Source organism: Streptomyces sp. SID4985, assembly GCF_009863025.1.
Classification (GTDB): Bacteria; Actinomycetota; Actinomycetes; order Streptomycetales; family Streptomycetaceae; genus Streptomyces.
The window spans coordinates 1-8,999 of sequence record NZ_WWIR01000089.1 but is presented as its reverse complement, the minus strand read 5'-3'; the positions used below and the strand labels follow the sequence as shown (position 1 = coordinate 8,999).

9 protein-coding genes are annotated in these 8,999 nt (G+C 69.4%); 1 reads left to right on the top strand and 8 read right to left on the bottom strand.

Annotated elements, in window-relative coordinates; translation table 11 throughout:
• Positions 1–229 precede the first annotated feature (229 nt).
• A complete protein-coding gene (locus GTW40_RS03950; protein WP_161178748.1) occupies positions 230–565 on the bottom strand; it encodes a hypothetical protein in 336 nt (111 codons plus the stop codon).
• A gap of 1 nt (position 566) precedes the next feature.
• Complete coding sequence (locus tag GTW40_RS32490; RefSeq protein ID WP_202485352.1) at positions 567–737, bottom strand: hypothetical protein; 171 nt, start codon at positions 735–737, stop codon at positions 567–569.
• A 105-nt stretch (positions 738–842) separates the two neighbouring features.
• Between GTW40_RS32490 and GTW40_RS03945 the strand changes: the two genes are divergently transcribed.
• Entirely contained in the window at positions 843–1,853 is a 1,011-nt protein-coding gene (locus GTW40_RS03945) for a helix-turn-helix transcriptional regulator (RefSeq protein ID WP_161178747.1), read from the top strand.
• A 37-nt stretch (positions 1,854–1,890) separates the two neighbouring features.
• On the opposite strand, the gene GTW40_RS03940 is transcribed toward GTW40_RS03945, so the two are convergent.
• The 6 genes from GTW40_RS03940 to dnaK all read right to left on the bottom strand — a co-directional run bounded on the left by GTW40_RS03940 (position 1,891) and on the right by dnaK (position 8,822).
• Positions 1,891–2,913: a helix-turn-helix transcriptional regulator gene (locus GTW40_RS03940; RefSeq protein ID WP_161178746.1), complete on the bottom strand. Its 1,023-nt coding sequence runs from the start codon at positions 2,911–2,913 to the stop codon at positions 1,891–1,893.
• 213 nt (positions 2,914–3,126) lie between these two features.
• Positions 3,127–4,233 (bottom strand): substrate-binding domain-containing protein, encoded by a 1,107-nt coding sequence (locus GTW40_RS03935; protein ID WP_161178745.1) that lies wholly within the window; start codon positions 4,231–4,233, stop codon positions 3,127–3,129.
• A 417-nt stretch (positions 4,234–4,650) separates the two neighbouring features.
• A complete protein-coding gene (locus tag GTW40_RS03930) occupies positions 4,651–5,109 on the bottom strand; it encodes a helix-turn-helix domain-containing protein (RefSeq protein ID WP_161178744.1) in 459 nt (152 codons plus the stop codon).
• Between the two features lie 6 nt (positions 5,110–5,115).
• A complete protein-coding gene (gene dnaJ / locus GTW40_RS03925; protein ID WP_161178743.1) occupies positions 5,116–6,300 on the bottom strand; it encodes a molecular chaperone DnaJ in 1,185 nt (394 codons plus the stop codon).
• 36 nt (positions 6,301–6,336) lie between these two features.
• Positions 6,337–6,987, bottom strand: coding sequence for a nucleotide exchange factor GrpE (gene grpE / locus GTW40_RS03920; protein ID WP_161178742.1), 651 nt, complete (start codon positions 6,985–6,987; stop codon positions 6,337–6,339).
• The gene (dnaK, locus tag GTW40_RS03915) at positions 6,984–8,822 is read right to left on the bottom strand and encodes a molecular chaperone DnaK (RefSeq protein WP_161178741.1); all 1,839 of its coding nucleotides are present in this window, start codon (positions 8,820–8,822) and stop codon (positions 6,984–6,986) included. Before dnaK ends, grpE begins: the two co-directional genes overlap by 4 nt.
• Between the last annotated feature and the right edge of the window lie 177 nt (positions 8,823–8,999).

Below are 8,999 nucleotides of genomic sequence, written 5' to 3'. Positions count from 1 at the left end.
GGCGGCCCGGCGGCCGGAGGCCGGGCGCGTCGGCGCGGTCGGCAGGCGGCGGGCGGGGCCGGGCGGACACCCCGTCGAAACCCCGCGATGAACAGTTTCGGCCAGTTGGCCGGTTGGGGCATACGGGGAAATGTCGGCGGAAACTGCAGCGGCGTCACCGTGTTCAGGTCACGGTGACGCCGCTGCTGGGGGAAGCGCCTGAGCGATCTTTTACGACGGGGGAATCGCGTCAGGCACTGCGGGGGGTGGCCGAGGTGGTTCTCAGGTCGGCGACCTCCGGGGAGGTGAGCCGGTGATCGCGCTGGTCCAGATTGACGAAGATCATGCCGTACCGGACGGCGCACCGCACCGGCTGCGGCGCCCCGCGCGGCTTGCGCAGACACCGGTAGGCACGGACGCCCTCGTCCTCGTCGCGGGTGACCACGACCGGCTCGCCGAACACCGTCACCATCAACGAGTCACCGCTGTGGGGGAGGGCGGTGACCAGGTCGATGAAGTGCCAGCCGGACCGGTAGGCCGTGGCCATCTCTCGCCGGAAGGAACGGTCGTCAGGCGGCGTCGTCATGTCAGGCCCAGCTACTGTCGTTCGGTGTGTACACCGTGCCGGAGTCGTCCGCACTCACGGTCTTCGTCACCGCCGCGGAGCGGCTGCCGTCCGCGTATCCAGCCAGAGTCCCGAAGGCCACCAGGGCGGAGAAGGCGGCGACAATCACCGAGCGAAGCATTCTCTTACGCATAGTCGGCTTCGTCCTCACTTGAAGGTCCCCTCACTCCCCCGTCGGATAAGACGATGGCTCATTCAGGCACGTCATCGCCACACAATCAGTGCATCATGTTCCTGCATGTTCAGGACCCTGGGGGGTGGAGATTTGACACTAAATCCGGCGGATACGACACATCCCCATGCGCTCACTGAACTGTGCGAGGAGGGAAGGCGGCTCTACGCCACCGCACTGCGCTCCGGCCGCATCGCGCGCGCGGACGCCGAGAAGGCGCCCTGTCTCATGGAGTTCGCCCTGCTCCACCCGGACCTGGACGACGCCGACTGGCTGCGTCCGGTCTCCCCGTCCGTCGCGCTCGCCCAGCGGCTCAACCCCATCGAGCGGGAGATCACCGAGCGCAGACGCACCTCGATAGAGCTGGCGGAGGCCTTCGAGCCCTTCATGTCGCTCACCGCCCAGGACACGCCTCCCACCCACTCCATCACCGTCCTCGAAGGGCTCGACCGCATCAACGCGGCCATCGACCTGGCGACCAGTCAGTGCCGTACCGAGATGCTGACCGTCCAGCCGACCGCCCACCGGCCCGAACACCGGCTCATCGAGGCGCTGGAGCGCGACCGCCCGCTGATCGAACGTGGTGTGGGGATGCGCACCCTGTATCAGCACACGGCCCGCTACAGCCCCGAGCGCCTGGCGTACGCCGACCGGGTCGCCGCCGGCAAGGTGGAGTACCGCACGATCGACGAGCTGGTGGAGCGGCTCATCATCTGCGACGAGACGGTCGCCTTCGTGCCGATACGCGACGACCGCCAGGTCGCCCTTGAGGTCCGCCACCCCGGCCTCGTCCTCTACCTCATCAAGGTCTTCGAGTTCATGTGGAACCGCGCGGTCCCGCTGACCGCGGGCACCCCCTACGAGACCGCGCCCGACGGCATCACCGAGATCCAGCACTCCATCGCCAAGCTGCTGGTGGAGGGCCATGTCGACGAGGCCATCGCACGCCGCCTCGGCATGAACGTCCGTACCTGCCGCGCCCACATCGCCAAGCTCGCGCAGGCGCTCGGCAGCGGCAGCCGCGCCCAACTCGGCTTCCTGATAGCCCAGTCGGGCATCCTGAACCAGGAGAACTGACCGGCTCCCCGCGCGCCCCACGCCCCGCGTACCCGCCTCACACCTCACGGTCGAGGCCCGCGGCCGCGGCCGTGCGCGGGGGCCCCTCCAGGCCCGCCTGGGCGATCCGTACGCCCAGCTGGGTACGGCTCGTCGCGCCCAGGGTCTCCGAGAGGCGGGCGATGTGCGCACGGCAGGTGCGCACGCTGATGCCGAGCCGCTCGGCGATCACCGCGTCCTGGTGGCCCTCGGCGAGCAGCGCGGCGATCGAGCGCTCGCGGTGGGAGATGCCCTCGATGCCGGTGTCGGGCAGCGGCGCGGTCAGCGGGATCGCGAGCCGCCACAGCCGCTCGAAGACGGTCACCAGATACTCCACGAGCGCCGGGTGCCGCAGCTCCAGCGCCATCGTGCGGTCGGTGTTGGCGGGGATGAAGGCCACCGTGCGGTCGAAGAGGATGAGCCGGTCGATCACCTCGTCCAGGCTGCGCGCCTCGACCGCGTCGCCCATCAGCTCCAGGTAGGTCAGGAGCCCCTGCCCGTGCCGGGCGACGTGCGTGTAGAGGTCCCGCATCCGGACGCCCCGGCCGCGCAGTTCCAGTGCCCGGTGCAGTCCCTCGGTCAGCTCGGCCTCGCGCCGGATGCCGCCGGGCTGCACGGTGAGCACCTCCGTGGTGCACGCCTCGGTCGCCGCGTCCATCGCGGCCTGGATGCGGGAGAGTCCGTCCAGGACCCGGATCGCGGTGCCCTCGGCGGGCGTGGCACCACCGGCCGGTTCACGGCCGAGTCCGGCGTACCGGTCGAAGGCGGTGACCGCCGAGCCCACCCGGCGCCTGCTCTCGGTGACGTCGTCGTACAGCTCGCGCAGCAGCCGGGACATGACCTCCTGCGGGGAGGTGGGCACCAGCCAGTCCATGTCGTCCGGGTCGGGGTGCAGCAGGGCCAGGTCCAGCAGACAGGGGACCGGTCCGGCCTCGGCGCGCGGCACCCGGCCCCGGCTCAGGGCGAGCGAGTACACGCGGTCCCCCGGCCCGCACAGCCGGTCGGCGCCGTGGGGATGCTCCTCCGTCGCGTGCCCGGCCATCGACCATTCCACCCCCGGTTGCTGCCACTTCCGCAGCGCAACTATGCGCGGACCCGTGCGGGTCCGCAACACGGCTCTCCGCGCCCCCGGAAGCGCGGAGTACGGGTATGCCCCGGAATCGCCCGGGCCCCCGGAAGCGGGACCGACGGAGCCGGCGGGGGCGCCAACCGGCTTGCTCGGCACGGCGTTCGAGGGGGCTCGGGTGGACCGGGACTAGCGGAGGCCGGCGGCGGCGCAGGCGGACTTGTAGCCGGTGGTGCAGATCTCGTCGACCGAGTAGATGCCGTCGGCGACGACGGTGTCCTTGATGTTGCGCTTGGTCAGCGCGCTCACCTGGACCAGCTGGGACGGGATGTCCTTGTTGGTGGGGCTGTCCACGTGGTCCTGGGTCAGGGCGTCGAACTGGATGTCCTTGCCCTGGACCTTGGCGACGGCCATCTGCGCGGCGGCCTCGGCCTCGTCCGGGTAGGACTTGTAGACGCTCATGTACTGCTCGCCGATCAGGATGCGCTGCACGGCGTCGAGTTCGGCGTCCTGGCCGGTGATGGGGGGCATCTTCGTGGCGCCCGCGGCCTTGAGGGCCTTGATGACACCGCCCGCCATGCCGTCGTTGGCGGCGTAGACGGCCGCGATGCCGCTGCGGCCGATCTTGTTGATCACCTCGGTCATGTGGGCCTCGGCGACCTCGGGCTTCCACTCCTTGGTGTCGGAGGTGTCCGCGATCGTCACCTTGCCGTTCAGCTCGGAGAGCGCGCCCTCCTTGAACTGCTTGGCGTTGGGGTCGGTGGGCGAGCCGTTCACCATGACGATCTTGTCGGAGAGACCGGCGGTCGGGCCCAGGGCCTCCAGCAGCGAACGGCCCTGCACCTCGCCGACCAGCTCGTTGTCGAAGGAGATGTACGCGTCGATCGGGCCCTCGGCCAGACGGTCGTAGGCGATGACCGGGATGCCCGCGTCCTTGGCCTTCTTGACCTGCGGGGCGATGCCGTGCGAGTCGACCGCGTCGAGCAGGATGATGTTGACCTTGTCGTCGATCATCTGCTGCATCTGCTCGGCCTGCTTGGCGGCGTCCGCGTCCGCGTTGGCGTACTTGACCTTGCCCTTCTTCTTGGTCAGTTCGGCCACCTTCTTGTCGATGATGGGGTAGTCGAACTTGTCGTAGCGGGTGTTCGCCTTCTCCGGCAGCAGCAGTCCGACGGTGACGTTGTCACCCATCGTCGGGCTGGCGCTCGCGCCGTCCCCCGCCGCGTTCAGCACGCCGCAGCCGGCGAGCGAGAGGGACATCGTGGATACGGCCACGGATATGGCGATACGACGCATGCGAGGGCTCACTTCAGGTGCGTTCAAGAGGAGGGGGCCACGGAGGTGATGCTTCCGCCCCGGGTGTCTGAAAAGACAACTTGGAGGCGCTACCCGGCGTCAAGCAATACAACTTAACGAGATGGCAACATCACTCTGCGTTGAGAACGTGAAGAGATCGCGAACCCTGATGCCACTCCCTGTAAACCCTGGTCACCGCCTCTTCACCAATTTCGGACCCCCGGCCCCACACGCTCCACCAGTTCCGCACTCCTGACCGAACGAACTCGGCCAGATGCCGCGCGATGTCGCTTAATGCCCCCAACTTACCTTCCTCTGTTGGCAGTTGAGGCACGTGGGTACGTGGATGCCCGGATACCCGGATACGCCGAAGGGGCCGGAGGGAGTGAATCCCTCCGGCCCCTTCGAGCACGGTTGTCAGTCGGTGGACTGCTGCCGCTTGGGCCGCCACACCACCAACGCGCTGCTCTGCTGCACCTCCTGGTACGGCACCAGGTCGCGTCGGTAGGAGGCGTGGACGGCGGCCTCGCGCTGGCGCATCGTGGCCGCCGCGCCGTCCAGGGCCGACTCCAGCTCCGCGACGCGGGACTGGAGCGCGGCGACCTGGTTCTCCAGTTCGATGATGCGCTTGATACCGGCCAGGTTGATGCCCTCGTCCTGCGACAACTGCTGCACCTGGCGGAGCAGTTCGATGTCACGGGCCGAGTAGCGCCGGCCACGGCCCGCCGTGCGGTCCGGGGAGACCAGACCGAGGCGGTCGTACTGACGCAGGGTCTGCGGATGGAGACCGGAGAGCTGCGCCGCCACCGAGATGACGTAGACCGGGGAGTCCTCGGTCAGTTCATAGGGGTTGCGGCGACGGCCGGGTGTGTCCATTGGGGCTCAGTCTCCCTTCGCGGCCTCGAACAGCTCCGCCCGCGGGTCCTCGTCCGCGGTCGCCTCGCGATACGCCTCCAGCGCGTCACGAGCCTTCCCCGAGAGGTCCTTGGGGACACTCACCTCGACGGTGATCAGCAGATCGCCGTGGGTGCCGTCCTTGCGCGCCGCGCCCTTGCCCCGCGCCCGCATGGTGCGGCCGTTGGGCGTGCCCGGCGGCAGCTTCAGCGTGACGGCGGGACCGCCGAGCGTCGGCACCCGCACCTCGCCGCCGAGGGCGGCCTCCGCGAACGTCACCGGGACGGTGACCGTGAGGTTGTCGCCCTTGCGGCCGAAGACCGGGTGGTCGCCGACGTGCACGGTGACGTACAGGTCACCGGCCGGACCGCCGCGCTCGCCGGGCGCGCCCTTGCCGCGCAGGCGGATGCGCTGCCCGTCGGTGACGCCCGCCGGGATGCGGACCTGCATGGTGCGCGAGGAACGGGCCCGCCCGCTGCCGTGGCACTCCAGGCAGGGGTGTTCCGCGATCAGGCCGCGGCCCTTGCAGTCCGGGCACGGGTCGGTGAGCGAGAAGCCGCCGCCCGAGCCCCGCGCGACCTGTCCGGTGCCGACACAGGTCGGGCACACACGCGGCGTGCCGTTCTTGTCGCCGGTGCCCGAACACGCCTTGCAGGGCTGCTGGGACGTCATCCGCAGCGGGACCGTCGCCCCCTCGATGGCCTCGGTGAAACTGAGGGTCACCTCGGTGTCGACGTCCTGGCCCCGGCGCGGCTGCGTACGGGTCGTGCCCGCACCGCCGCCGCCCCGGTTGAACAGGCCGCCGAAGACATCCCCGATGCCGCCGCCGAAGCCGCCCTGGCCGGCCCCGCCGCCCTGGGCGCCGCCTCCGAAGAGGTCGCCGAGGTCGAAGTTGAACTGGCCGCCGCCGCCCGGACCCGGACGGAAACCGCCGCCTCCGAACAGGGCGCGGGCCTCGTCGTACTCCTTGCGCTTCTTGGGGTCGCCGAGGACGTCGTTCGCCTCGGAGATCTCCTTGAAGCGCTCCTCGGCCTTGGCGTTGCCCTTGTTGGCGTCCGGGTGGTTCTCGCGGGCGAGCTTCCGGTACGCCTTCTTGATCTCGGCCTCGGTGGCGTCCTTGGGGACGCCGAGGACCTTGTAGAAGTCCTTCTCGATGAAGTCCTTGGTGCTCATCCCCGACGTCCCTCCTTCCTGTCCTTCGTGATTACGTCAGCCCTCCTCCGGGCCACCGTTCTCCTTGTCGTCCGCCGCGCTCTCCTCGGCGTCCTCCGCCTTGACGGTCTGCGCGCCGGGCTGCGGCTCGGCCACGGCCACCCGCGCGGGGCGGATGGTGCGCTCGCCGATGCGATACCCGGGCTGGAGGATCGCCACGCAGGTCGTCTCGGTGACGTCCGGCGCGTAGGAGTGCATCAGGGCCTCGTGCACGGTCGGGTCGAAGGGCTCGCCCTCCTTGCCGAACTGCATCAGGCCCATCTTGGCCGCCACGGTCTCCAGCGACTCGGCCACCGACTTGAAGCCGCCGACCAGCTCGCCGTGCTCCCGCGCGCGGCCGATGTCGTCCAGCACGGGCAGGAGCTCGGTCAGGAGGTTCGCGATGGCGATCTCCTTGACCGCGACCCGGTCGCGCTCGACACGGCGGCGGTAGTTCTGGAACTCGGCCTGGAGACGCTGGAGGTCGGCCGTGCGCTCGCCGAGCGCCGTGCGCGTCTGGTCCAGCTGGGCCACCAGGGCCACGTCCGCTGCTGCGTCCCCGGCCGGGGCCGCCCCTTCCGCGGGGGCGGCCTTCGGCTCGGCGTCGTCGGGGGTGGCGCCGGAGGGGACGTCGGGCTTCTCCTCGAAGCCCGGGGTCTCCTCCGTCACGCGGCACCGTCCTTGCGCTCGTCGTCGACGATCTCGGCGTCCACGACGTCGTCGTCGGCCTTGGCGTCACCGGCGGCGGCACCACCGGCGGCCTGGGCGGACTGGGCGTCGGCGTACATGGCCTGGCCGAGCTTCTGCGAGACGGCCGCGACCTTCTCGGTGGCCGTGCGGATCTCGGCGCTGTCCTCGCCCTTGAGCTTCTCCTTCAGCTCGGCGATGGCACCCTCGACCTCGGTCTTGATCTCGCCCGGGACCTTGTCCTCGTTGTCCTTGAGGAACTTCTCGGTCTGGTAGACGAGCTGCTCGCCCTGGTTGCGGGTCTCGGCGGCCTCGCGGCGGCGGTGGTCCTCCTCCGCGTACTGCTCGGCCTCCTGGCGCATGCGGTCGACCTCGTCGCGCGGCAGCGAGGAGCCGCCGGTGACGGTCATCTTCTGCTCCTTGCCCGTGCCCAGGTCCTTCGCGGTCACGTGCATGATGCCGTTGGCGTCGATGTCGAAGGCGACCTCGATCTGCGGGACGCCGCGGGGCGCCGGGGGCAGACCGGTCAGCTCGAACATGCCGAGCTTCTTGTTGTACGCCGCGATCTCGCGCTCGCCCTGGTAGACCTGGATCTGCACGGACGGCTGGTTGTCCTCGGCCGTCGTGAAGATCTCGGACCGCTTGGTCGGGATCGTGGTGTTGCGCTCGATGAGCTTGGTCATGATGCCGCCCTTGGTCTCGATACCGAGGGACAGCGGGGTCACGTCGAGGAGCAGGACGTCCTTGACCTCACCCTTGAGGACACCGGCCTGGAGCGCGGCGCCGATGGCGACGACCTCGTCCGGGTTCACGCCCTTGTTGGCGTCCTTGCCACCGGTCAGCTCCTTGACGAGCTCGGCCACGGCGGGCATACGGGTGGAGCCACCGACGAGGACGACGTGGTCGATCTCGTTGATGGAGACGCCGGCGTCCTTCATGACGTTGAAGAACGGGGTCTTGCAGCGCTCCAGGAGGTCCGCGGTCAGCTGCTGGAACTGGGCGCGGGTGAGCTTCTCGTCCAGGTGCAGCGGGCCCTCGGCGGACGCCGTGATGTACGGCAGGTTGATCGAGGTCTCGGAGGACGAGGACAGCTCGATCTTGGCCTTCTCGGCGGCCTCGCGGAGGCGCTGGAGGGCCATCTTGTCCTTGGCGAGGTCCACGCCGTGACCGGACTTGAACTGCTGGACCAGGTAGTCGACGACGCGCTGGTCCCAGTCGTCACCACCGAGGTGGTTGTCACCGTTGGTGGCCTTCACCTCGACGACGCCGTCGCCGATCTCCAGGAGGGACACGTCGAAGGTGCCGCCACCGAGGTCGAAGACGAGGATGGTCTGGTCGTCCTTGTCGAGGCCGTACGCCAGGGCGGCGGCGGTCGGCTCGTTGACGATGCGCAGGACGTTCAGGCCCGCGATCTCGCCGGCCTCCTTCGTCGCCTGACGCTCGGAGTCGTTGAAGTACGCCGGGACGGTGATGACCGCGTCGGTCACCTTCTCGCCCAGGTACGCCTCGGCGTCGCGCTTCAGCTTCTGCAGGATGAAGGCGCTCATCTGCTGCGGGTTGAAGCTCTTGCCGTCGAGCTCGATCTTCCAGTCCGTGCCCATGTGGCGCTTCACGGAGCGGATGGTCCGGTCCACGTTCGTGACCGCCTGGCGCTTGGCGACCTCGCCGACGAGCACCTCACCGTTCTTCGCGAAGGCGACGACGGACGGCGTGGTCCGGGCACCCTCGGCGTTGGTGATGACGGTGGGCTCGCCGCCCTCCAGAACGCTCACGACGGAGTTAGTCGTGCCCAGGTCGATGCCGACCGCACGTGCCATGGTTGATTCCTCCAGCTGACTTGAGTGCAACGGACTCAAGTGTGACACTCCCGCTCCCCGGCGTCAACAGACATGAGCGAACCCGGCTCAACTCTTATCCAACCCCTACACGCAACGCCCTCCGGGCGGCGGCTAGATGGGGGCGATCTTCCCAGGCGGAGGGGGTAGGGGGGCGGT

Excerpts from the sequence above, each read along its gene's own strand:
- dnaK (WP_161178741.1), bottom strand. The coding sequence starts at position 8,822 with ATGGCACGTGCGGTCGGCATCGACCTGGGCACGACTAACTCCGTCGTG.
- GTW40_RS03945 (WP_161178747.1), top strand. The coding sequence starts at position 843 with ATGTTCAGGACCCTGGGGGGTGGAGATTTGACACTAAATCCGGCGGAT.
- dnaJ (WP_161178743.1), bottom strand. The coding sequence starts at position 6,300 with ATGAGCACCAAGGACTTCATCGAGAAGGACTTCTACAAGGTCCTCGGC.
- GTW40_RS03940 (WP_161178746.1), bottom strand. The coding sequence starts at position 2,913 with ATGGCCGGGCACGCGACGGAGGAGCATCCCCACGGCGCCGACCGGCTG.
- GTW40_RS03950 (WP_161178748.1), bottom strand. The coding sequence starts at position 565 with ATGACGACGCCGCCTGACGACCGTTCCTTCCGGCGAGAGATGGCCACG.
- GTW40_RS32490 (WP_202485352.1), bottom strand. The coding sequence starts at position 737 with ATGCGTAAGAGAATGCTTCGCTCGGTGATTGTCGCCGCCTTCTCCGCC.
- GTW40_RS03935 (WP_161178745.1), bottom strand. The coding sequence starts at position 4,233 with ATGCGTCGTATCGCCATATCCGTGGCCGTATCCACGATGTCCCTCTCG.
- GTW40_RS03930 (WP_161178744.1), bottom strand. The coding sequence starts at position 5,109 with ATGGACACACCCGGCCGTCGCCGCAACCCCTATGAACTGACCGAGGAC.